The sequence below is a fragment of the Mycoplasmopsis pulmonis genome, from assembly GCF_900660575.1.
Taxonomy (GTDB): Bacteria; Bacillota_I; Bacilli_A; order Mycoplasmatales; family Metamycoplasmataceae; genus Mycoplasmopsis_B; species Mycoplasmopsis_B pulmonis.
On the sequence record NZ_LR215008.1, the window covers coordinates 877,763 to 902,694 of the forward strand.

Genomic DNA, 24,932 nt, shown 5'->3' on the forward strand with positions numbered 1-24,932 from the left:
AATATGGAGGAAATTATCAAAGTCAGAAGAATTTTTTTTATTTCTACATCACTTTTAGGTTTATCCCAAGAACATGAACCAAAAACTTTAGAATATAAAAATCCCAACTCATTTTATAAAGTCTCTTTACATCAAGACTTTAGCATCACTTCTTTAAAAAAGCTTGGTCTTACTAATTTAACAAAGCTTTTTGGTAAGCACAAAAACAAATCATCACTAGCACAAGAGTTTTTAATTGAAAGTGATTTAATTTATGAAAAAGTTAATAAAGCTATTGAACAAATTTTTGATTTTAAAAAAAGTAAAAATTTGACTTTTAATAGATTAGATCAAAATTCACATTCAAGTGAATTAGAGCTTCTTGATGATCTAATAGATTACATTAATGATCAAAATGAAATTTCAATTAATTTAGCTATTTTAAATGAATTTGAAAAAGATTTAGATCATCATAATAAATTAGATCAATATGTAGATTTTCTTTCGAGTTTTGATAACAAATTAGCTAAAATAATTAATTGTTTAGAAGATAGCGATGTTCTATTTTTTCTAGGCTCATATCAATGTAAAAAAACAAAATATAAAAACAAAATGTTTTGACCATTTTTAATTTATCAAAAGTCTATTAAAATTAAAAATGAAACAAAAAAACAAATCAAAGATTTAAATTTTATTAAAGAGCGATTAATAAAATTTAATGATCAATTTTAAGGAAATTATGGAAAAAGAAAAACTGTTTAATCGTTTAAAAGAATACATGGAACTTGAGGCTATGTCAAGATATGAAGAGCCTGTTGTTGAGGCTTTAAGAAAAAATATTTCAAAAGGTTTTGTCTCTTCTAGAGATGGTCTTGGTTCGTTGATTTTAAAACACGAAAAATCAAAAAGCAACTCTCCAAGAATTATGGTTGCAGCTCACATGGATGAAGTTGGTTATACCCTTAGAGAAGTTGAAACAAATGGCCAAGTTAGATTAAGTGCTGTTGGAGGAATTTGACCTACTGTAGTAATAGGAACAAAAGCAAAACTTTATGTAAATGCCACAGGAAAAACCTATGATGGAGTTTTTGGTCATACATCAATTCACATTATGGATCCAGCTAAATTTAAAGAAGCTATTCAAACAAATGATTTATATGCTGATTTTGGTTTTGAATCAAAAGAAAAAGCAGAGCAACTTCAAGTTAGTGCTGGGGATAGAGTTTATTTAAGTGGACAAACCATTAGACTTCATGATCCCAACTTAGTCGGTGGTAAGGCAATGGACAATAGAGCAGGAGTTACTGTTTTAGATTACATAGCTCAACATATTCAAAATGTTGATTTACCAAATGAAACTTTTTTAGTTGGAACAGTTCAAGAAGAAGTTGGTCTAAGAGGAGCTAAAGCTAGTGTTGGAATTGTTGAACCTGATATAGCAATAGCCCTTGATACATGTGCTTCTCATGATACTCTTGGAGCAAAACAAGGAATTCAAAAATTAGGTAATGGAGCTGCTCTAAGAATTCAAGATCAAGGGACAATGATGGATCCTAAATTAGTTGAATTTATTTTTGCCTTAGCCAAAAAACACAACATCCCAGCTTATAAATATGTAGCCCAAGGTGGTGGAACTGATGCTGGTGAGCTTCAGTTTGGAAAAAAAGGTGTAGCTACTATAACCATCTCAATTCCTCAAAGATATCTTCACTCACCAATAGGTGTTGCTTCTCTTGTTGATTTAAAAGCTTGTGGAGATTTAATTGTTGAATTTTTAAAATCTTTTGATAAAGAAGCTTTTGAAAAAATGAAATATAAATAAAAGTTAGCAATAACTTAAACAAGAATATTCATATATAATTTATATGAATATCTTTTTTGTTTATTTTTGATTTTTGAGCTTTATTAAAAATCAAAAAAATAAAATTCAAAAAAGCATTAAAAAGGGGTCAAAATGCATGATAAAAAATTATTAGATAGTGATTTTACACATTTGCATAAATTTTTAAATTTGAAGGTTAGAAAAAATTTTTTATTAGTTCCTTTCTTTTCTAACATCTTATTCTGAATGCTTTTTTCTAGTTTACTTGAAGTCAAATTATTTGATAGAGAGCTAGTTAAAAAAATGAAAAAAAGTTATTTTAGAAGATTGATTTTACCTTTATTAATTTTTGTTGTTTTTATAATTCCATGATGAGTTTGAACAATATTGACACATTCACACACAGGATTTGCAACTTTTGCATATAGTAAATTTTCTTTACTTATTTGAGCACTTTCTCCATTAGTTATTTTCTTTATATTAAATCCTATTTTTATACATACAAGAAATTCATATATTAAAAAAGTTTATGAAAACATGAAAACTAATGGGCAATTAATTGAAGATCCAATTGAAGTTGTTTCAATTAATTCATGAGATGCATATCTTCATTCATACCTTTGAGGAATTAAAAAAAATCGTTGAAGATCAAGAGCAAGTGATAACTTTGAAGTTAAAATAGCAGAGGAAAAAATACCTTATTACAACATTGCTCCTAGCAAAAAGCTAGGTTGAAATTATAAAAAGCAAAAAAATAAAAATATCTCTTCTAGTGCATCTAAATTTTTTTGAGCTACAGGAAATGTTTTATCTTGATTTGCTAGTTTTAATTGACTAAGTTATTTAACAATATTATTAGAAAATAAAAATCCAGAACTTTCTTTAAAAACAACAATATTTCACAAATACTTGTTAAGTTCTTTTATAGCATTTCTTTACTGATTTGGTTTTTTTGTTTGTATATTTTTTTGAACTTCAGATGTTATATATTTAAAAGATACAAAAAGCCTAACTTTAGAAATACTTTTTGTTCCAATTTTACTTTCAATACATTTAATAATTTCATTTATCAAAAACATTCTTTTAAAAATTTGAATTACTTGATCACTTAAAAACTCAACTAATTTAAAAGTTAAAAAAGAAGAAGACCAAACAGAGTCTTTCAATAATTCAATGTCAAATTTAAAGATAAAACCTACTGGCGAAATTGATGGTTAAAAACTTCTTAAAAAACTCTTTATAATAATTTATATTTTCCCTGCTTTTGTATAGAAAATTCAACTAGAAAATTTTTAAAATATTAAAGAGCAAAATAAGATGGAAAAAGTCAATTTTAAAAACAAGCAACACTTTAAAAAACTTGCTTGTTTTTTTATTGAAAATCAAAAAACAGCAAAAATCTCACTAGCTTTTAGAGCCTTTTTTTATAATGAGATAAATCATAAAAATATCTAGTCTAAAAATTGTTAAATTGCTTATTTTTTAATAACATAAATTGTTAAAAGAATATAAACTTATTTATAATTTAAATTAAAATGAAATTTAAGAAAAAATCAAATTTCAAACTTTATTTGAAAGGACCAAAATGAATAATAATTGAAAACCAAATAGAGGATCAAATCCATATATAAACCAAAATCCTCAAACTCCACAAAACCCACAAAATCCACAAGCTTTGCAAAATCCTCAAAATCAACAAAACTTGCAAAATCAAAATCCATATCCAAATGCTCAATATGGATATGCACCTCAACAAGGGCAAATGCCAGTAAATACTCCAATGCCTCAAGTTGGACAAGTTTATAATAATGCTTATGATCCTCAAGTTGGCCCTCAACCAATGAACACTCAACAATTTTCATATGATCCTAACATTCAATATAACACTTCTCAATTTAATAATCCATATGCAAATCAAAGAAATCCTCAGTTTGTTCCAAGTCAAACTCAACAGTTTTCTTATGATCCTAATGCTCAATATAATAGTGCACAATTTAATAACCCATATCAAGGACAATACCAACAGCCAAAAGTTGTAAATGAAGGAGCTAATCCTTTTTATCAACCAGAATTCAAAACACAACAATTTGAATACCAAGCGCCAAGACAAGCAAACTTTAATCCAAATATCTCTACATTAGAGAGAAAAATTAAAGCTCTTGATAAAATGCTCTCTGAAAAACTAATTTCAATTTCAGAATATGTTGAAAGAAAAAACGCACTTTTAAAGACAGAATTAGAAAAAATCTAGTTTTAATTTAGTTTTAAAAAATTAGCACTCTAAGTTTTATTGTGCTAAAATGTTTAACTATGAATAAAAAAGAAGACTACTACAAAATTTTAGGCATTGACAAAAGCGCTAATGAAAAGGAAATTAAAAAAGCATATCGTAAACTAGCAATGGAACATCACCCTGATCGTTCATCTTCAAAAGAATCTGAAGCTAAAATGCGAGAGATCAATGAAGCCTATGAAGTGCTTTCAAATCCAGAAAAAAAAGCCATATATGACAAATATGGTCATGAAGCTGCTAACAATCCTGGATTTAATGGCTTTAATGCAGGAAGCGCAGGATTTGGAAACTTTGGCGGCTTTTCTAATTTTGGAGGCTTTGATTCAATCTTTGAAGAGTTTTTTGGTGGATCAAGATCTCATTCAAAACAAAACTCTAACTATCCTTATCCAGGAGAGTCTTATTCTACACAAGTTAAAATTAGTTTTTTAGATTCAGTTCATGGAAGAGTCATTAGCCAAAAATTAGATAAATATAAAGATTGTGAAAGTTGTAATGGAACTGGAGCTCGTTCAAAAAGTGATATTAAAACTTGTTCAACATGTAATGGTAGAGGTAGTGTTGAAAAGCTTGTCAATTCCTTATTTGGTAAAATTAAAAAATCTGTTACATGTTCTACATGTAATGGTTTAGGTCAAGAAATTACTCATAAATGTCCAAGCTGTAAAGGTGCTAAAAAAATTAAAGAATCTATTAGTCAAAAAATTTCAATTCCAGCTGGAGTTATTAGCGGTCAAGAGGTTCTTTTAAGAGGTTTTGGAGGACCTGGATTTAACGGCGGACCCAACGGTGATTTATACATTAGAGTTTATGTAACTGAACACCCTTATTATCAAAGAATTAACGATGACATTTACGTTGATTTTCCAATTTCAATAGTTAACTTAATTTTAGAAAAACCAGTTGTAGTTCCCACTCCATATGGAGATGAAAAAATAAAAATTAAATCAACCTTTAAAAATGATCAAATCATCACTTTTAAAGGTAAAGGCTTCAAAAGAAAAAACCGAGTTGGTGATTTAAAGATAAGACTAAAATTTGAAATCCCAAATTTTTCTTCAAAAGTCAAAAAAAACCTTGAATCACTTTTATCAGAGACTAACGATTCAATAAACGAAGATTTTGTTAAAAAGGTTAATAGCATAAAATAAAATTATTAGCTTGTTAAAATTAAAAAATAAGTGTAGCATTGGTTGGCGCTTATTTTTTTAATATAAAAAAAGTCTTACTTCTTTTTAGCAAGACTTTTTATATTTTAAATTAGTTATTTTTTTGTAACTTTGGTAATTGGCATCAAACTAAAAATAGAAGGTCATACCGGTTTTAATCCATCAACAAAAACAATTCTTACAGCATTAATATTTGCTTTTTTAATTTCAATTAAATCACGACGATAGTTGGAATCTTTTTTAAATACCTCTTGAGCTTTCTTTGGATAAATATTTAGATTTTTTCAAGGTCCATTTGCAGTTTCTCTATACTGAATTTTGTAAGCATCTTTTTTATAGTATCTGTCATCACCTTTTCAAAATAGAAGTTCCAATCCATAAATGGTGTCTCTTTTACCATTTTTTCAACCAAACTCTAATCAAGGATTTCTATCTCCTTTTTTTGCAGATCAGTAATGTTTTTTTCATGCATAAGTGGTAAAAGCTAGTGCAGCTGGATAACCAGGTCAATTAGAACTAGCTCTTATATCGAAATCTTGTAATCTCTTATTTCCGCCATAATTTTCTTCATGGAAGGCAACTTTTGCAAAGTCATTAATAGTTATTTCTACTTGTTTTTTACTTCCATATCTATCAACTTCAAAAATTAAAGTAGCACTTCCTTGATAATCATTTACTCCTTTAGATCCTTTAAGAGTTGCAACAACTCCATCTTTAAGATTAATTTTATTATCTGCTATTTTAACTTGTTTTCCATCTACATTTGTTGTTAAATCTTTTAACATGAAAGGATGGATATTTGCTTTATCTTTAAAATAATGATTTAAAAGATAATTTTCCAATTCTATGTAACGTTCTTTACCTTTGGCAAAATCTTCCATAATCTTTTCAACAGTTTTATATTTTCATTCAATATTTTTTTCAATAGTTTCAAATAAAAGAGATTGATTTAAAAATTCAATTTTAAATTTTCCATTTCTTTTTTCGCCAACGGCATCATCTTTTATTGGACTAAAAGTGATTTGCATATCAATATCACTAATTTCCTTACTTTCTAATGTTTCTTTAGGAAAGCCAAAAACATCATTTCCTTCTTTGGCTAGAAGTCCTAAGTTAAAATCACTAGATTTCATTTCAGAAAAAGAAAGTATATGTTTTTTTTCCTCTTTGACAGAAAAATTAAGTGATGTTAAAATTTCTTTTATTCTATTGTATTCTTCAAAAGACGATTTGTAATCAAAGCTGCCATCTAAGGTTGGAGTATATGAAGAAGCATTAAATTTGATTTGCGAAATTTTTCACTTACCTGTTTGTAAATCTTTTAAACTAATTTTTTGTATTCTTGATTTTTCTGTTTCAAAATTAATTTGTTTTTCCTCATTGTTGCCCTCTTTTTTAAGAGTCAATGTTGAACTTATTTTTTCTGAAAACGCATCTTTAAAGTTTAATCATAGATTTTCTCCATCAGAGATTATATTTAAAAGCTCTACTGGAGCATTTTCAGATTTTTCTCATCACTTTGGCTTTGACTCTTTTTCTTTGTCAGAATTGCTATCCATATTTTCTTCAGAATTATTAGGCTCTTCAGGATTTGGACTTTGCGGAGCTTCCGGTTGAGTGTCCTCTACATTAGGGGTATCTGGAGTTTGTGACTCTCCTAACATTTGATTTTCATCTTTTGACTTATCTGGAGCTTGTGGTTCTTCAGGTTTTTGATCTTTATCTTCGCTATTTGGAGTGCTTGGATTTTGCGGACTTTCAGGTTGACTCTGCCCAGCATCTGGACTACTTGGAGATTTTAATTCTTCTTCTTGCTTTTTGCCAGAATCTTGAGTATCAGGAGCTTTTGGACTATCGCTTTTTTGCTCTTCAACATTTGGATTATTTGGAGTTTGTGATCCTTCTTGTTCTATGTTTCCAATATTTGGTTTGCTTGAAGTTGGTGAATTATTATTTATTTTACCTGTATCTTGATTATTTGTTTTTTCAGAATTTGATGGAGTCAATGATTGATTGTTATTATTTGGATTTGTTGCTCTATTATCAACGCAAGAGACAAGAATTGCTGGAGTCAAAACAATCCCTGAGAACATCAATACACCTAATATAAGTTTTTTATTTTTTTTCATATTTCCCTTTCACAAAATAAATAACTCTCCTAAATATATATTTAAATTTTAATAGAAAATTAATTTATGTTATTTGGTTTTTAAAACTTGCTTTTTAAAAAACGACTAATTTATTAGCTTATAATGACAAAACAACAAAAAGCTCTTATAAGAGTTTAAAAATTATTTTCATAAAGTATAAGTAATTTAGCTATTTAAATTACTTAATTGACACAAAAAATAACTTGCTTTTTAAAGTCGTTTTTTTGTTCTTTGAATTTAAAATACAACACCATTTAAGAATGAAACACCTGTAATGATAAGGTCAGCTGCTGTAACTAAAATAGAAATTAAAGGATTGCTTCAAGAAGTAGCTGCAGCTCCAAGTTCCAATACAAGTTTAACAGCTTGGAAAGCTTTGACAACTGCTAAAATTTTTCAAAACATTGCTGTTGTAGCCCCTACAGCTGTTATAGCTGCTTTTCCATTGTTAGCTAGCTCTGAATAAGTAATATGTTTAATTTTATCTCAGTCTTTACTATTAACTAATTGATAATATTGGCTTCTAATAACTCCTCCTTGAATAAACAATGTTGTTGCGGTTATTGCACTACCAATTGCACTAGGAATAAATGCAGGTCCTACAAAAAATGCAGCAACACCAAAACCAATTGACATTGCAGTTGCAGTTCCGGCGAAGATGAAACTTTTTTCACTCATTGATCACAAGCTATTTGCAAATGATTCTAAAGTTTTTGTCTTTCTATCTAATACCTCAAATTCATCTGCTCCAAATATTTCAATAGGAGGATGTTTAAGCAATTGTTTTACTAAAAATGGACTATGAAAGTTGGTACTTATTTTTTTCATAAAAGCCCCAAGAGCAGCTTCATCTTTGTTTGCAACATGTTTAGTTATCTCTTTTGCGTTAAAAATCATAAGGTTTTTAAGAACTGTAAATGAATCTTTATTAATTATTTTAAATTTAGATTCTAAATGAGCCGCTTCTAAAATAACTGCCTTTGAATTTTGATCATCAACAAAATTAAAGTGATCAAAGATTTTTCCTGCAAGATCAACTGATTTTTCGTGATTAACTTTTAATACAAATTTCTCATGAGCAAAATCTCTAATAACTACATTTATAAGTCTTGAATCTTTGACAAAATGTTTTTTCAACTCATCGTCAACTTCAAGAGTTGAATTATTCGATAAAATGATATGTTTTGTAAATTCTGGACCAAAAAACACATCTTTTAATAAGTGAAGTTTTGCATTATTAAACATTTGAATTGCACTTCTGTCTAAAGAGAAATTTGCATCAAGAGATGCATTAAGTCAAGTATCATCATTTGATCAAATCAACCCTTTAGCTTCTGTTTGGTTATAAAGGATTTTTCCACCCATTAATTTCAATTTACCAGCATGGTTATAAATAATTGCAACATCACTTTTAGCTCTATTATTTGCAATAACCCCATCTAAGAATTCAAATTCTCCACCTTCATTTCTTAAAACAGAAGCACTTTTTGAGTAGTTATCTGTGATTTTAGCTCCATCAATGAGAATTTTTCCTGAATTTAAAAAGACAGCAAAATATGAAGTTGAAGAGTAAGCATTAACAAAACTAACACCTTTTTTAGCACTTAATTTTCCACCTTGTTTTACATTAACTAAAGCTGAATTTTTAACATCAATTCCTAGTCCATTGATTCCTAAAGAGTGTTTTGCAGGATTTAAAATTTCTAAAGTTAAATCTCCTCCTTTAGCCACTTCTAAAATTGCATAAGCATGATTTGGATATTTTCTTGTGATGTTAACATTTTTAAAAGTAGTAAAGTTAATTTTTTTGTTAATCGTTAGAGAACTTTCAATTTCGACATTTTCATTAATAATGATTGTTTCATTTTCTTTAGCTTCATCAATTGCAGTTTTTAAAGAAATATATTCTTTATACTCATTGCCTCTTTTGATGAAAATACCTTCTTTATCATAAGTGTTTTGTCTTTGATTTGACTCAGATCAATTTTTAGGATTTTGAAAAACTTCTCTTAAATCAATGCCTTTGTCTTGCACTCTAGATGATGAGTCCATATTTTCTGGTAAATAAATAACATTTATTGTTTCTGTTTCAGTTAAATAGCCCAAAATTTGATCTTTGAATCTAAAATTGTCAATCAGGTAACCTTTGTTATATTGTGGTTTATCTACTAGATATTCATGAATTTTTGCTCAAATTCTAGCAACATCTTCATTTCTAAAATGTTCAAGAACAGGATTGACTACATTTGTATGTATATACTCAGGTTTTGGAAGCATTTTTCCATTTTCAACAAATTCAGGATAAGCAATATCAAATAAATATGGAAAGTCTAATCTAATTAATTCATTAATTGTTTCATATCATTTTTGTAAGTCAAAATTTGGATATTCAAATGCTTCTCAAAATTTATGATATTTAGGAATTGTTCTTACAAGTTGAGTCAAGATTAATTTTTTAACAGCTGCAGTTGGTCTAAAGTAAAAATCAAGTTCATCTTTAATAATTTTTTCAGTGCTTTCAAAATCACCTGATTGGAGAATTAGATCATGGTTTTGTTTCAAGGTTTTATAAAAATTAACAAATAGTTTTGTATCAGGTCACAATTTAAAGAATTTTTCTTTAGTATTTCAAACTAGAGGAACATGTTTGAAGTCATTAATATTTTTAACACTAAAAATTTTAAAAATTGCAGAACTTAGTTTTTGGTAATTATCTAAAGAAATAATATTTTTAGGACTTATCAATTTTGCTTGAGTAGGAAGATCTACTAAAACTTCAATTCTTTGTTCAGAGGCTTCTTTTTTTATTTTTTCTAAAGAACCAGCTAAGTGCATTGTTGAATTATTTTTTAAGAAAATTGCAGAAGAACCAAAAGGATTAATAAGAGCATTATTTGAAATTTGAATTTTAGAATTATCAATTTCAAAAAGAATGCTTTTAACTGATGCATTATTTACAATGCTTCCACTATTAAAATTAATGTTAGCCTTCTCCAAATTAATTAGAGAAGATCTAAAACTTTTGTTTCCATCAATTGATCCACCAGAAATAGCTATATTTCCTTGGCTATAAATAATTCCTTTGTCTCCAGTTGAAATATTATCTCTAATTTCTCCGTTTTTAAAAGTTAAAGAAGAGCCAACATGATTTCTAATTATCCCTCCAGATTCAGAGACGTTGTTTCAAATTTTAGCTCCCTCGATTACAACACTTCCATAATTTTCAAAAACAGATCCATATTTACTAAAACTTTTAGAGTTTATAAAAGCTGTTCCCGTTTTTGCAACTAATTTAGCGTTTTTTTCAATTTTTACCAAAGAAGATTCATCTTTAAAACTAGTTCCAAGACCATTTAAATTAATGCTTTGACTTGAGGGCTCAGCTATTTCAAAAGTCAAGGCTCCTTTTTGAACAATAAACATTGTAAAGCTTTTTGATGAATCTTTTCTTGTAATGGTTACATTAGATTTTGCAAAAATAGTTATGTTTTTATCTACAACAATACTTTTGTCTAATTTTAAATTTTTATTTAGAAAGATTTTTTGTCCATCTTGAGCATTTGAAATTGCATCTTGAAGAGTTGGATAAGCAATTTCTACACCTTCTTTTTCAACATAAATTTCTGGTTTTAACTCATTAATTAGTCCCATTTTTGCTTTGCTTAACTCTAGATTTTCAGGAGCTTCAGGAAAATATCTACTTAAAATATGATTAATTAATTGAGTAATTTTTGCACTTTGATCTTTTGAAAAAAGTAATCCTTTAGCTTTGCTTTTAAGTTCACGTGATTTAATAAAAGCAGCAACTTTATCTACAATTTCTCCAGTTTTAATAATTTCATTTTTTTCTAAATATTGCTTATGCAAGGCTTGAATTTCAACCAAAGCATCTAATTTTTCTAAAAAATACTTATATATTTCATTTTCAAAATTATTACTAAATCATTTTTTATCTTTTAAATTTGATTCATTATTTTTTTTAATATATTCATCATTAGTTAAAAAGATTTTATTTGTTTGATAAGTATCTTTGATGGTTGAAGCCATTTTAAATAGATCTTTAATTTTTTCAATATATTGCTCAAATGAAAAATCAGCAAAAGTTTTATCTAAAGTTATCTCATCAACTTTTTTATCATAATTTATTTTTGATTCTTTAAGTTTTGAAACTATTTCTTTGAAATAAAATTCAAAACTACCATCTTTGACAGCCTCTTGTTTATTAAAAGACAAAACATTTTTAAGTTCTTTTTCTTCCTTGTTTGAATTATTCGGTTTATCTAGATCTTGTTGAGTATTTTCGCTTTCTAAAATATTTTGAGTTTGTAAATTGGCAGAGTGTTCCTCTTTGTTATTTAGAGTTTGCAATTTCTTTGATTGTTCATTTTTAATATTTGAGATATTTGATTTTTGTGAGTTTTTAAGATGATCTTGGCTTGTATCTAAATTTTGTGATTTTGCTGATGGCTTGTCTTTAGTATTTTTGGTATTTTTAGCTTCTAAAATGCGAAAGTTTTTTTCTTCATTATTTACACTAGTTCCAACTTGTGATTCTGCTAACTCTTTGCTTTTGGTATTTTTTGCATCTTGAGTTTGTAGACCACTAGATTGTTCTTGCCTAGTAGCTGTCTTAGTTGATTTTTGTAATCCTAATGCTTCTTTGTTTGTGGTATTTGAATTACCTAAAGTTTTTGCGTTATTCTTTAGTTCATTTGCAACTTTAGAATTTTCATTGCTAAAGTTAGTTTGATTTGATAATTGCCTCTTGCTTTTTGTATTTGTTATATCAATGCCCGTGCATGAAACAAGAACTGCAAGAGTTAAAACAATCCCTGAAAACATTAATACACTTAATGTAATTTTTTTATTTTTTTCATATTTTTCCTTTTATATCCATTTATTAAATAAGTCTCATATAAATTTTATTATTTTATTTTTAAAAGTAAAAATAAAAGATTGAACTTTGTTTATCGAAACCTGACAAAAATAGAGCATTTAAACGAATCATGAAACAATACATTTTCTTCAACATATTATTAATATAAAATTCTTTAAAAAAATTAAAAAACACACTTTTCAAATATATGTAATTTAAAAATTAAATTTGATTTTGAAAAGTGAAATTGATACAAAAAAATTGACCTCGCTTTTAAGTCAATTTTTGTTGTTTGAATTAAAACACAAGTCCATTTAAGAACGAAACACCTGTAATGATAAGGTCAGCTGCTGCAACTAAAATGGAAATTAAAGGATTACTTCATGAAGTAGCTGCAGCTCCAAGTTGCAATACAAGTTTAACACTTTGGAAGGCTTTGACAACTGCTAGAATTTTTCAAAACATTGCTGTTGCACCCCCTACAGCTGTTATAGCTGCTCGTCCTTTGTTTGCCAAGTCTGAATAGGTAATATTTTTAATTTTATCTCAGTCTTTACTATTAAATATTGACTTCTAATAACTCCTCCTTGAATAAACAATGTTGTTGCGGTTATTGCACTACCAATTGCACTAGGAATAAATGCAGGTCCTACAAAAAATGAAGCAACACCAAAACCAATTGCCATTGCAGTTGCAGTTCCTACAAAAATAAAGCTTTTTTCACTCATCAATCATAGACTATTTGCAAATGATTCTAAGGTTTTTGTTTTTCGATCGATTACTTCAAATTCATCTGCACCAATTATTTCGATAGGAGGATGTTTAAGGAATTGTTTTACTAAAAATGGACTATAAAAGCTAGTACTTATTTTTTTCATGAAAGCTCCAAGACCAGCTTCATCTTTATTTGTAACATGCTTAGTTATTTCATTTTTATTAAAAATCATTAAATTTTTAAGAGTTGTAAATGAATCTTTATTAATTATTTTAAATTTAGATTCTAAATGGGCAGCTTCTAAAATGACTGCTTTTGAATTTTGATCATCAATGAAACTAAAATGATCAAAGATTTTTGTTGAAAGATCCAATGATTTTTCAGGATTTAGTTTTAATACTTCTTTACTATGAGTAAAATCTCTAATAATTACATTTACAATAGGTGCATCTTTGATAAAATGATTTTTTAAATCATCATGAACTTCAAGAGATGAATTATTTGATAAAATGATGTGTTTTACAAACTCTCGACCAAGGTATGTATCTTTGAATAAGTGAAGCTTTCCATTTTTAAACATTTGAACTGCGTTTCTGTCTAAAGAGAAATTAGCTTCAAGAGATGCATTAAGTCAAGTTTCATCATTTGATCAAATTAACCCATTACCCTCTGTTTGGTTATAGATGATTTTTCCACCCATTAATTTCAATTTACCAACATGGTTATAAATAATTGCAGCATCACTTTTAGCTCTATTATTTGCAATGATTCCATCTAAGAACTCAAATTCTCCATCTTCATTTCTTAAAACAGAAGCGCTTTGTGAATAGTTATTTGCGATTTTAGCTCCATCAATGAGAATTTTTCCTGAATTTAAAAAGAGAGCAAAATGCGAAGCTGAAGAGTAAGCATTGACAAAACTAATACCTTTTTTAGCAGTCAATTTTGCCCCTTGACTTACACTAACTAAAGCTGAATTTTTAACGTCAACTCCTAGTCCATTGATTGCTAAAGAGTGTTTTGCGGGATTTGAAATTTCTAAAGTTAATTCTCCTCCTTGAAGCACTTCCAAAATGGCAAAAGAATGACTTGGATATTTTCTTGTAATGTTTACATTTTTAAAAGTAGTGAAGCTAATTTTTTTATTAATTCTTAAAGAGTTTTCAATTTCAACATTTTCATTGACAATGATTGTCTCGTTTTCTTGAGCTTCATCAATTGCAGCTTGTAAAGAAATATATTCTTTATAGTCATCGCCTTTTTTGATGAAAATACCTTCTTTGTCATAAGCTTTTTGCCCTTGATTTGACTCAGATCAATTTTTAGGCTTTCCAAAAGCTTCGCTTAAATCAACGCCTTTGTCGTTCATTCTAGATGAAAGCATACTCTCTCCAGAATAAACAACATTTATTGATTCTGTTTCAGTTAAAAAATCCAAAATTTGATCTTTAAATCTAAACTCATCAGTCAAGTAACCTTTGTTATATTGTCGATTTTCATATAAGTACCCATGGATTTTTGTTCAAATTTTTGTTACTTCTTCATTACTAAAATATTCATGAACAGGATTAACCGAATGTGTATCTTTAGGTTTTTGTAAAATCATTCCATCTTCAATGAATTGAGAATAAGCAATATCAAATAAATATGGAAATTCCATACCAATTAATGAATTAATTGATCTAAATTGATTTTCTAAATTAGAATTATTTTTAAAAGCTTTTCAAAATGAATGATGTTTAGGTAGTGCTCTTGCAAGTTGAGTGAAGATTAATTTCTTAACAACTAAAGTTGGTTTGAAGAAATGATTCACTTCATCTTTGATAACTTTTTCAGTACCTTCAAAATTACCTGATTTAATAACTTCATCATGTTTTTGTTTCAATATTTTATAAAAATCTACAAATAGTTTTGTATCCGGTCACAATTTAAAGAAATTCTCTTTGTTATTTCAAACTAGAGGAACATGTTTGAAATCATTAAGATTTTTAACACTAAAAATTTTAAAAATTGTTGATTTTAATTCATGGTAACTTTCTAAAGAAATAAGATCTCTAGGAATTACATATCTTGAATCAGTAGGAAGATCAACTAAAACTTCAATTCTTTGTTCAGAAGCTTCTTTTTTTAATTTTTCTAAAGAACCAGCTAAGTGCATTGTTGAGTCATTTTTTAAGAAAATTCCTGAAGAACCATAAGGATTAATTAGAGTATTTGAAATTTGGATTTTTGAATTGTCCATTTCAAAAAGAATATTTTTAACCGATGCATTAGCTTTAATACTTCCGCTTTCAAGACTAGTCTTAGAATTAGGGTTTTCTACATTAATTAAAGAAGAGCCAAAACTTTTATTCAACTCAATTAATCCACCAGAAATAGTTAAATTTCCTTGGTTATAAATAATTCCTTTGTTTCCAGTTGAAATATTGTTTCTAATTTCTCCATCTTTAAAAGTTAAAGAAAATTCACTATGATTTTTAATTACTCCTCCAGATTCAGAGACATTATCTAAAATTTGAGCTCCCTCAATTACAACACTTCCATAATTGTCTAAAACAGACACACTATTTCCTATAGCATTTGAGTTTACAAATTTGGTTCCGGTCTTTGCAATTAATTGAGCATCTTTTTCAATTTTGACTAAAGAAGCCTCACCTTCAAAACTAGTTCCAAGACCATTTAAACTAATGCTTTGAGTTTTTACATCATCTACTTCAAAAGTCAAAGTTCCTTTTTTAATAACAAACATTATTAGTTTACAAAAAATGCCACATCTAAGTTGTTAAAATGTGGCATTTTTTTATTTTTTGCTTTAAGGATTGGTTGATTTTTGTTCAACTTTTGTAATGTCATGAGCTCAATGCATTTTGTAATAAAAAGTCTCTACAAAAATAACTTTTGTAATATCACTCATAAAAAATATTACATAAGCTTGTCATAATTCTAAGTTAGTTTTAGGAATAATTATGTAAACAAGCACTATTAATCAAATAATCTGGATAAAATTTCCACTAAAGTTTAAAAGCCCTGAGAAATTAGATCTTTTTCCACTTCCTAGAACTCTGATGCTAGTTACAAATCAAACTCAAATTGGATTAAAAAGTAAAACAGGAAGCATTGTAAGTTGAAGTTGCTTTAGAAAAATATCTCTAGCTTCTATTGCTTGGGCTTGTCCATGATTTTCTAGAACTTTGTCATAAACACCTTTGGCAAAAAAGTTTAAATAGGGAATAGCAATAAGAAGAAAAACTAAGATAAAAGATGAAATTCAAGTTAGTGTAAAATGAAAGCCTTTTAATTCATTTGCATTAGCTCGGGCTTTTTCTAAATTTCCTTGACCTAGCTCTCGTGAAACAAAGATAGAAACATTAGTTTCAACAACATTAAAAAGCCCTAAAAAGATTCCAGTAATTGAGCCAGTTAAACCAAGTATTGAATAAGCTGCTATTTCATATTCGGGCTTGCCTATTGTTCCTTGAGGATAGCCAATGTTTCAAAAAACCTGTCTCATAGTAACTAAAACAATTCCACCACCAACTAAAAATCCAGCTGCAAATCTTCTTAGAAAAAGTTTTACAACATGCATGTTATTTGTAAATAAACTAAAAAGCGGAATATGTAAATATTTATTAGTTTTTTGAATAATAATAAAATTAGAAATTAAAGCTGAAAGTCTTGCCAAAATAGTAGCATAAGCCGCTCCATCAACATCCATTTTTAGTCCGTACATAAATATGGCATTAAAAACAATATTAACTATTAAAGTAGCAACTGATGAGTACATTTGATATTTTCCAAAGCCTGCTTCTCTAAGAGTGTTTCCTGAGATAAAAGTTGTAGCAAGAAGAAGTCAAGAAAGTGTAAGTGGGCGAATATAACTAATTCCTTTTTGGATAATTTCTTCGCCATTTTGAAGATTAGTTCTATAAAAAACGCGAATAAACCAATCAGGTGAGATCAAAACTCAAATGCTAATTGGAATTACAATTATGTAATTAAAAATAAACCTTAGCTTTAAAACATTCTTGACATTAGCAAAGTCTTTTTTTCCATAATACTGGCCAAAAATTGTCACAGACATATAAGCTACTCCCAAAAAAGCTGAAAAAATAAAGCCAGTCCAAGTGTTGGCAATACCAAGAGCTGCTATTCCCCCATTAATGTGAGTTACCATGAAATTATCAATAAAGTTGTTTAAAGAAAAAAGCAAAGATGCAAAAATAACTGGAATTGAATATTTCCAGTAGAGTTTAAATTTTGCTTTGTTTTCAGGAAAATGAGCTTTAAAAAAACTTGTCATAGACGCCATAATTATTCTATATTATCAATATTTTGCTTTTTTTGGGCAATTATTAAAATAATAGTCCAAATTAAAAGTCAATATTTTTAACATATTTGGCGTTTTGCTCAATAAATTCTCGACGAGGAGCTACCTCTCCTCCCATTAGTGTTGTAAAGGTTCAATCAGCTTTTGCTGCATCTTCAATTTGAACTTGTAACATAGTTCTAATTGTAGGATCCATGGTTGTATCTCAAAGCTGATCAGGGTCCATTTCACCTAAACCTTTGTAACGTTGAATTGCTACTTTAGAAACATCTTTTATATTTGCTAGTATTTCTTCTTTTTGCTCATCATTATAGGCATATCTTGATTTTCCTGAAATACTAATTTTATATAAAGGAGGCTGAGCAATATAAACAAAGCCATATTCAATTAAAGGTTTAAAATATCTATAAAAAAACGTTAGTAAAAGTGTTCTAATGTGAGCTCCATCAACATCAGCATCGGTCATGATAATAATTTTGTGATAACGAAGCTTGTTAATGTTAAACTCTTCAGCTATTCCAGTACCTAAGGCTATAATTAAAGATTGAATTTCTTCATTGTTAAAAACTTTTTCAATGTTGTTTTTTTCAGCATTAATAACTTTTCCTCTTAGAGGTAAAATTGCTTGAAATTCTCTATCCCTTCCCATTTTGGCACTTCCACCAGCTGAGTTACCCTCAACAATGTAAAGCTCTGATATTTCAGCATTTTTACTTGAACAATCTGCAAGTTTTCCAGGAAGAGAACTTATATCAAAGGCACTTTTTCTTCTTACTGCTTCTCTTGCTAAAAGTCCAGCCATTCTAGCTTTTCTAGCATTGATGACTTTTAAAATAATGTTTTTAGCTTCAACTGGATTTTCATTTAAAAACCTCTCAAAGTTTTTAGAAAAAATTTTGTTAACTGCAATTCTAGCATCCTTATTACCTAGTTTTCCTTTTGTTTGACCTTCAAAAATAGGATCAACATGCTTTATAGAAATAATTGCTGAAATACCTTCTTTAACATCATCTCTAATTAACTTTTCTTCTTCAAGTTTAACAACTCCTAAGTTAGTTGCAAATTTATTTAAAATTCTAACTAATCCATCAAAGAAACCTTGCTCATGAGTTCCTCCTTCAATTGTTAAAATATTGTTTGCATAACTAACAATATTTGACTGATATGAATCAGTGTATTGAATTGCTACTTCAACTATAACTTCAGGGTTATCTTCAAGAACATTCGCTCCTTCACTATAGATGGTTTGATCATGTAAAACTTTTTTAGATTTATTAAGCTCTTTAATATAGTCAACAATTCCACCTTCAAAGTAGAATTGTTTTGTATAACCTACTCTATTGTCAACGACATTAATTACAAGTTGCTTATTTAAATAAGCTAGTTGTTTTGCTCTATCTTTAACCACTTCTAGATCAAAGTCATTTTTTTCCATAATTGAAAAATCAGGTTGAAATGAAATTTTTGTTCCTGTTTGATCACTTTCTAGCTCACTAATAACTTCAAGAGGTTTTAAAATTTTTCCACCATCATGAAATTCAACATAGTGAAGCTTGTTATGTCTTTTAATTCAAGCTTTTAAATTTGTACTCAAAGCATTTACAACAGAGGCACCAACTCCATGAAGACCCCCTGAGACCTTATATGATTCAGAGTCAAATTTTCCCCCAGCATGAAGGACTGTCAAAACAGTTTCAACTGTTGAAATTCCAGTTTCTGGATGCCTATCAACTGGTATTCCTCTACCATCATCTTCAATTGTTATTAAATTATCATTATCAAGTGTAATAGTTATTTGACTAGCAAAACCTGCCATAGTCTCATCAACTGAATTATCAACTATCTCCCAAATTAAGTGATGCAACCCTTTTTTACCAGTTGTACCTATATACATTCCAGGTCTTTTTCTAACAGGTTCAAGCCCCTTTAAAACTTGAATATTACTTGCATTATATTGATTATTTTTACTCATAAACACTACCTTAAAATTTGCTTTTTAAAAAAGCAATAAATTTCTTTTTTATTATACACATTTTTGATCCATTTTGTGCCCTTAAAATCACTCTTGACAACTAAATTAGTTTATAATTGCAAAATCATGGAAAAAGTAGAAATTAAAGTTGGAATGACCAATAAATCTTATCGACAAGGCAATGTATTTTGGCAAGAAAAAGTCTTTGCACATTTTAACCACAAAATTGATTATTCAATTTTAAAAATTTTTGATTTTGTTCCTAAATTACTTTCTAATGATCAACACACAATCTCTTGAGAATTTATTGAAGGAAAAAACTTTGAAGCTAGTGATGAAAATTTAAGAAAAATAGCAAAAATCATTAAAACTTTGCACAATTCTAAACTTAAATTTCCTAAGTCAAATCACTCACAAAGAGTTAAATTTTATCAACAGATATTAAGAGATAAAAACATTAAAATAGAAGCCATTGATAAGCACTATAGAAGAATATTAACAATACTTAAAAATTCAAAACATGACATGCCACTTCACAATGATTTGTGACCATTTAACATGATTGACAAGGAAGGTAAAATTTTTCTAATTGATTGAGAATATGCATCAATGGGAGATAAGCATTTTGACCTTGCATATTTTATTGAAAGTGCAAAACTTGATGATCGCCAAGAAAGTGTTTTTTTAGATGAATATGATGACTATGATTATGAATATGTTATTCAACAGAAAATCTTGGTTAATTACTTAATTATTTTATGAGTCAATGCTCAAGAAACAAAACACTTTGATGATGCTCCTTTTGCTCATAAAATAGAAACTTTGATTGAAGATTTAAAAAATTTTAAAAAGACAATTAAATAAAATAATGTAAAATTTTATTTACTAAAGTTTTTCAAATATACTAAAAATAAACTTTGAAAAACAATCTTTAAGAAGGTAAAAAGACATGTACACAAAATAAGAATTTTAAATTTTTAAATTACTAAAACATATTAGTAAAGTTTTAAAAATTTTTTATATTCTTTTTTTGCCAATAAATTAAATTAATAATTTAAAAAAATAATGCACTTACAAAACTAAGTGACTTTTAAAGTTGGTTGTTTATGTCTAAATCTAAAAAAAGCATTTTTTGCTTTTTGTTTAAGTTAATTATTAAAGATAAAAAATCTTTTCTTAATAGTGCTGTATTTTTGTTGATTAAAAATGCATTTAATGTAATTTCACTTTTTTGATTTTATCAAACCATAAATATTTTACTAATTGTAAATAAAGAAATTCAAGAAATAATTTTGATGATATTTTTGACTATATTATTTTTTGCATTAAATATTTTTGTTGAAAAATTCTGACAAATATCAATTAACAAAAATATCTATTTTTTCAGAGAATCACTTCAAAGATTTTTTATAAATGATTTTAAAGAATTTTATTATGAAAAATACTATAAAAACAGTAAAGTTGAAAACATTTATCTATTCAATGAAATACCCAATAATATATCAATTTTCTTTTGCCATGTTTTTCACTTATTTCTTGACTCATTAATAAAAATAATATCTCTTTAAACTAGGACAAAAAAAGTGACTATTTAAAAAACACTTAGAACATCTCAGCTTTGTTGAGGTGTTTTTCATTCTAAGATTGATTGTAATCTTTCATTATTGTATCAGTCAATATAATTTTGAATAATTTCTTGCAATTCTTTGAATGATAATTTTGAAATTTTTAGATCATTTAAGCACTCACTTTTGATATTTGAAAAGAAATATTCTGCTTCTCGATTATCAAGTGAATTTGCGATTCTACTCATTGAAATTATCCCATTGTTTTCTTTAATAATTTCACTATACTGATTTGATGAATATTGACTTCCATGATCTGAGTGAATTATTCACTCTTTATCAAATTTGATTTTAGAAATATGATCTAAAACTAACTTAACATCATTTCTTTTACTTAGATTTCAATTAATTATTTTCTTGCTTTGATGATGAATTGCAATCGATAAATAAACATGATTGTTAATTGCATCTTTGGGGCTTGGAATATAAGTTACATCAGTGGCAACTATGTTGTTAAATTTGCCATTGTAGTCTCTTTGAATTAGATTTTGATATTTAGTATTAAGATTTTTAATTTCATTTTTTCTTTTTGCTCTTCTAATTTTGCAAAAAAGATTTAATTTAAGCAAAATTCTACCTATTTTTCGATAGTTTATATACCTTTTATATTTATTTTGAATATAAATTTCTAATCTTTTTCTACCAAATATACCTTTGTTTTCATGAAATGATTTTCTAATAATTTCTTCAATTTCTTGATCTTTTTTCGGCTCTGCAAGTTTAGGTTTTTTTCAAGAATAATATGTTGATTTTGAAAAGAGAAATTCTTTTCATGAAATTTTAGTTAATATTTTTTCTTTATCTTTATGTTCTTTAATTTTTTTTCGAATTTCTTTTTCACTAATGTCATCAAAAATTATTCTATAAATTTTAACAATCTCTTCTAATTCTTCTCTTGTATATTCATTAACTTCTTTTCTTTTTGGTGGTCTACCGTTATTTTTTTTGTTAGCTGTAGATTTGCCAGTTTGTGAAATTAAAGATTGTTCATCTTTTTGAAAAGCAGAATATTTTTTGAAAAATCAAGATTTTACATATGTATTTTTTCAATCTTTACCAATATTTTTGTTTACTAAAAATATATATTTTTTTATATTAATTTTTCCATCATAAAATTCTTCATATAATGAAAATCATTTCTTTCATTGTTCTGGTTTTAGTTGTTTCATAAACACTCCTATTTAAAGTATATTTTAAAAAGTGTTTTTTATTTTTTTGTCCCAGTTTACTTTTTGTTCTTGTTTTTATTTTGAATTGAAGTGTTGGAATTATTGTTTTATTCTTAGCTTTGATTATATATTTTGTCTTCAAAAAAATATTTCAAAAAAATATTTCATTAACAGAACAAAAAATCATAATAAAACAAAAATTTAATCAAAAACTCTTATCTTCATTAAATAGCTTTAAAGCTTTTTATTTTTTAGATAAAACTAATACATGAATTCAAAAAAACAAAGAGTTATTTTTAACCAATAAAATTTCAACACAAAAACTTGATACAAAACAAAATCTTATTATTTGGGTTTATGTTTTTGGTATTGTAATTTTTGAAATGATTCCTTTTGCAATATTAATAGTTTATTTCTTAAATGATTTTTTCAATGTTGATATTGGAATTTTAATTACAATTCCAATTATTGTAAAAAGTATATTTTTTGAAATTGTTGAAATATATCGTTCAGAACCTAGTTTTAAATTTGCAATTGATAATTTTAAAAGCATAAACATACTCAACAAAAATGAGTACAAAGATGAAAAAATTATAAAAGAATTTGAGATTTTAGAAATTGAAAATTTGCAATTTAAACATTTAAAAAATTTAAAAAAAATAAATCAAAAAATTTACAAAAATCAAAAAATTTTAATAGTGGGGAAATCAGGTATAGGTAAAAGTACAATTGTAAAAAGTTTGTTAAGTATAAACCAAGATTATGAAGGAAAAATATTATTTAATAATCAAAAACTGTCAGTAAATCAAAATATAAAAATAATAAATTTCATTGATAACAATTCATTTATTTTCAACTCTTCATTAAAAAATAATTTAACTCTTTTTAATGAAAAAATTACCAATGAAAAGATCACAAAAAGTTTAGAACTAGTTGAATTAAAAGATAAGCTTCACAATTTAGAAGATGGCGTAAATGAAATGTCTTTAAGTGAAGGAGAAAAACAAAAAATTGCTCTTGCAAGGTTTTTCTTAAATAGAAAAGATTTTTTAATTTTAGATGAGGCTTTTTCAAGCATTGATAAAAAATCAACAAATTTGATTAGAAAAAAATTGTTAACAGATAAGGATCTAACATTAATTGAAATTTCACATAATGTTGATCCTAGTGAATATTCAAAATACGATGAGGTAATAGATTTAGATGCAACTACTTTGAGAAAATAAAAAACTTTTTATAATAAATTTATTTTTAATTTTTTTATCATCTTCAGGATTGATTTTGTCTATATATTTTCAATTAACAATTTCAGAAGAGATATTTAATTTTAAATCTTCAGTGTCAGATAGTCATACAAAAAATAGATTAATAATTTTGCAAATTGTTGCACTTTTAATTTTTACATTTTTTTTATCTATAAAATTTATAAATGCTATTTTTATTGATAAACAAAAAAATGAAATAATCTTAAAGATAAGAAATAAAAATATTGAATTTTTTAATTTTTGTTCATATAAACAAATGAAGAATAAAAAAGTTGAAGAACACATTGACAACTTTAGTGATGTTATTGAAAAATTTACAATAGTTAACACAACAGATATCTATGCTTTTGCAAACAATATTATTTCACTTTTAGGCATTTTAATTCTTTTTGGTGTGATCATAATCTTTAAAAACTTTTTGTTTTTATATATTTTAATTTTTATAATAGTTGCTATTTTACTTAACTGACTTTTGCCTTATTTTTTCAACAAAAAAGAATTGAAATACAAAGATAAATTAATTGAATATAGACAAAGAAATTTATCTCAAACAACTGATTTAATTGATAATTACAAAGCTTTTTTATGAAATAAATCATCTAGTTATTTTGATAGAGAATATTTCAAAATAATTAGAAAATTTAACATTGAAAATCATAAGTTATTTATTAAAAATAAGTTTATAGAATCTATAAAAGAAATCTCACTAGAAATTACAAAATACATTCCTATTTTAGTTGCTATTTTTCTTGTAATTGCAGATCCTGTAAATCTAGGAACTTTAGTTGTTATTAATTTTATCTTTGTGGAGATAAAATCAATTCAAGAAATGATAATAAATAACTACACAAGTATTAAAAGTAGAAATGTATTTTTAAAATATTTAAGTTTTTATCAAAATATCAAAAGTGAAAATTTAACCAAAATATATGATTCAATAGACAACATAGAATTTAAAAATTCTAGTTTCGCTTTTGATGAAAAAGTAATTTTTAATAACTTAAATATTAAGTTTAGAAAAAATGAAAAATATCTTATTGAAGGTCCTTCTGGATCAGGAAAATCTACATTAATAAAACTAATATTAAAGGAAATAACTTCACAAAATCAAAGCATATTAATTAATGATAAAAACATCAATAATATTGATAGAAAATCGATTATTGAAAATATTATATTTTTAGATAACAAAGTAATAATTTTAAATGAAGATTTGCAAAGTAATATCAGCTTACTTGAAGATAAAATTATCCTTGAAAAGTACTTAGATATTTCAAAAAACTTTAATATAAATTTTGAAGATCTTTTATCTCTTTCTGAAGGCGAAAAACAAATTTTAAATATAGCAAGGATAATTTATCATGCCAGTGATAACAAGTGAATAATTTTTGATGAATCCATGTCTAACATAGATAAGAAGATGAAAGATAAAATTGAAAATTATTTCTTAGATATGAAAAATACAACATTTATAAATATCTCTCATAATCCTTCAATGTCAAATAGAGATAAATATAGTCAAATATTTAATATTAAAAACTTAAAAAATTTATAGAACTTTTTAAGCTCT

Annotated in this window: 16 protein-coding genes; 10 read left to right on the plus strand and 6 right to left on the minus strand. The window is 26.6% G+C overall.

From position 1 onward, the window contains the following. The first annotated feature begins 3 nt into the window (after positions 1 to 3). The 5 genes from EXC36_RS03675 to dnaJ all read left to right on the plus strand — a co-directional run bounded on the left by EXC36_RS03675 (position 4) and on the right by dnaJ (position 5,245). A complete protein-coding gene (locus EXC36_RS03675; RefSeq protein ID WP_129690471.1) occupies positions 4 to 711 on the plus strand; it encodes a hypothetical protein in 708 nt (235 codons plus the stop codon). Between the two features lie 7 nt (positions 712 to 718). Further along, on the plus strand, positions 719 to 1,801 hold the full coding sequence (locus tag EXC36_RS03680; RefSeq protein WP_041364497.1) for a zinc-binding metallopeptidase family protein: 1,083 nt from the start codon (positions 719 to 721) through the stop codon (positions 1,799 to 1,801). A 132-nt stretch (positions 1,802 to 1,933) separates the two neighbouring features. Continuing rightward, the gene (locus tag EXC36_RS03685; protein ID WP_010925532.1) at positions 1,934 to 3,019 is read left to right on the plus strand and encodes a hypothetical protein; all 1,086 of its coding nucleotides are present in this window, start codon (positions 1,934 to 1,936) and stop codon (positions 3,017 to 3,019) included. Positions 3,020 to 3,386: 367 nt separating this feature from the next. After that, positions 3,387 to 4,052, plus strand: coding sequence for an MMOB4860 family gliding motility internal complex protein (locus EXC36_RS03690; RefSeq protein WP_129690474.1), 666 nt, complete (start codon positions 3,387 to 3,389; stop codon positions 4,050 to 4,052). 59 nt (positions 4,053 to 4,111) lie between these two features. Next, entirely contained in the window at positions 4,112 to 5,245 is a 1,134-nt protein-coding gene (gene dnaJ, locus EXC36_RS03695; protein WP_129690476.1) for a molecular chaperone DnaJ, read from the plus strand. Positions 5,246 to 5,358: 113 nt separating this feature from the next. On the opposite strand, the gene EXC36_RS03700 is transcribed toward dnaJ, so the two are convergent. Continuing rightward, positions 5,359 to 7,392 (minus strand): hypothetical protein, encoded by a 2,034-nt coding sequence (locus tag EXC36_RS03700; protein WP_223212148.1) that lies wholly within the window; start codon positions 7,390 to 7,392, stop codon positions 5,359 to 5,361. Positions 7,393 to 7,650: 258 nt separating this feature from the next. Next, positions 7,651 to 12,255, minus strand: a complete 4,605-nt coding sequence (locus EXC36_RS03705; protein WP_129690480.1) for a hypothetical protein — start codon at positions 12,253 to 12,255, stop codon at positions 7,651 to 7,653. A 368-nt stretch (positions 12,256 to 12,623) separates the two neighbouring features. Here EXC36_RS03705 and EXC36_RS03710 point away from each other — a divergent pair, with 368 nt between their 5' ends. Continuing rightward, on the plus strand, positions 12,624 to 12,815 hold the full coding sequence (locus EXC36_RS03710; protein WP_129690482.1) for a hypothetical protein: 192 nt from the start codon (positions 12,624 to 12,626) through the stop codon (positions 12,813 to 12,815). Here the strand turns inward: EXC36_RS03710 and EXC36_RS03715 are convergent. The 3 genes from EXC36_RS03715 to gyrB form a co-directional block, all read right to left on the minus strand. Further along, positions 12,778 to 15,753: a hypothetical protein gene (locus EXC36_RS03715; RefSeq protein ID WP_129690484.1), complete on the minus strand. Its 2,976-nt coding sequence runs from the start codon at positions 15,751 to 15,753 to the stop codon at positions 12,778 to 12,780. The two genes, EXC36_RS03710 and EXC36_RS03715, sit on opposite strands and share 38 nt — an antisense overlap. Before the next feature lie 63 nt (positions 15,754 to 15,816). Then, positions 15,817 to 17,313, minus strand: a complete 1,497-nt coding sequence (locus tag EXC36_RS03720; RefSeq protein ID WP_129690486.1) for an MATE family efflux transporter — start codon at positions 17,311 to 17,313, stop codon at positions 15,817 to 15,819. Positions 17,314 to 17,374: 61 nt separating this feature from the next. Then, the gene (gene gyrB / locus EXC36_RS03725; RefSeq protein WP_129690488.1) at positions 17,375 to 19,303 is read right to left on the minus strand and encodes a DNA topoisomerase (ATP-hydrolyzing) subunit B; all 1,929 of its coding nucleotides are present in this window, start codon (positions 19,301 to 19,303) and stop codon (positions 17,375 to 17,377) included. 126 nt (positions 19,304 to 19,429) lie between these two features. Here gyrB and EXC36_RS03730 point away from each other — a divergent pair, with 126 nt between their 5' ends. Both EXC36_RS03730 and EXC36_RS03735 read left to right on the plus strand, forming a co-directional pair. Beyond that, a complete protein-coding gene (locus EXC36_RS03730) occupies positions 19,430 to 20,167 on the plus strand; it encodes a phosphotransferase family protein (protein ID WP_041364246.1) in 738 nt (245 codons plus the stop codon). A 242-nt stretch (positions 20,168 to 20,409) separates the two neighbouring features. Continuing rightward, entirely contained in the window at positions 20,410 to 20,871 is a 462-nt protein-coding gene (locus EXC36_RS03735) for a hypothetical protein (protein ID WP_129690490.1), read from the plus strand. A 23-nt stretch (positions 20,872 to 20,894) separates the two neighbouring features. Here the strand turns inward: EXC36_RS03735 and EXC36_RS03740 are convergent, their stop codons facing one another. Beyond that, positions 20,895 to 22,097 carry an IS3-like element IS1138B family transposase gene (locus tag EXC36_RS03740; RefSeq protein WP_041363864.1) on the minus strand — a complete coding sequence of 401 codons (1,203 nt, stop codon included), beginning with the start codon at positions 22,095 to 22,097 and terminating at the stop codon, positions 20,895 to 20,897. Positions 22,098 to 22,177: 80 nt separating this feature from the next. Here EXC36_RS03740 and EXC36_RS03745 point away from each other — a divergent pair, with 80 nt between their 5' ends. Beyond that, positions 22,178 to 23,323, plus strand: a complete 1,146-nt coding sequence (locus EXC36_RS03745; protein ID WP_129690492.1) for an ATP-binding cassette domain-containing protein — start codon at positions 22,178 to 22,180, stop codon at positions 23,321 to 23,323. Beyond that, a complete protein-coding gene (locus EXC36_RS03750; protein ID WP_129690494.1) occupies positions 23,301 to 24,917 on the plus strand; it encodes an ATP-binding cassette domain-containing protein in 1,617 nt (538 codons plus the stop codon). Before EXC36_RS03745 ends, EXC36_RS03750 begins: the two co-directional genes overlap by 23 nt. Positions 24,918 to 24,932 lie beyond the last annotated feature (15 nt).